Origin of the sequence: Shewanella sp. SR44-3 (assembly GCF_014163735.1) — a bacterium.
In the GTDB taxonomy this organism is placed as follows: Bacteria; Pseudomonadota; Gammaproteobacteria; order Enterobacterales; family Shewanellaceae; genus Shewanella.
Genome location: NZ_JACJDV010000113.1, coordinates 1 through 467, shown reverse-complemented (window position 1 = coordinate 467; position 467 = coordinate 1). Strand labels below are relative to the sequence as shown.

1 pseudogene is annotated in these 467 nt (G+C 46.7%); it reads right to left on the bottom strand.

The features are described 5' to 3' along the window. A pseudogene (locus H5073_RS18040) lies at positions 1-467 on the bottom strand (transposase); the annotation flags it as partial.

The window sequence follows — 467 nt, the reverse complement described above, 5'->3', positions numbered from 1 at the left end:
TTTCGCTCGTTGCCAATGAAAGGTAATAAGCTGTTAGGTTGCTCACCTTTTAAAGCCGCCTGAATCCGCAGCTGGATACTGGTGTGGTCTGATTGCTCAGGGGTACTTGCCATCTTGGCCCTAATTGGATTGAGATCGACATAGGCCATACAGGCTAACACTGCAGCCTCATCTAGCAGGGCCTGCGACTTAAAACGCCCTTCCCAGAAGCGGCCTGTACAGTTATCCTCTTGATTTGCTTGCCGTGCAATCGGCTCATTAAGACAGCGCATGAACCAAGAAATGTCACTTAAACGGCTTCGATATAAAGCAACCGTGTGACTAAGCTGCAACTGTTCATAATCCTCAAGCGTTTCACCCTGAGCAAACTTTTGGGTTATATCAGTGCCCTTAAATAATTGATGCCAATGGCTTATTACCTCAACATCAGACCAGCGGTTAGCTTGATAAATGTCGATACTGAGCAC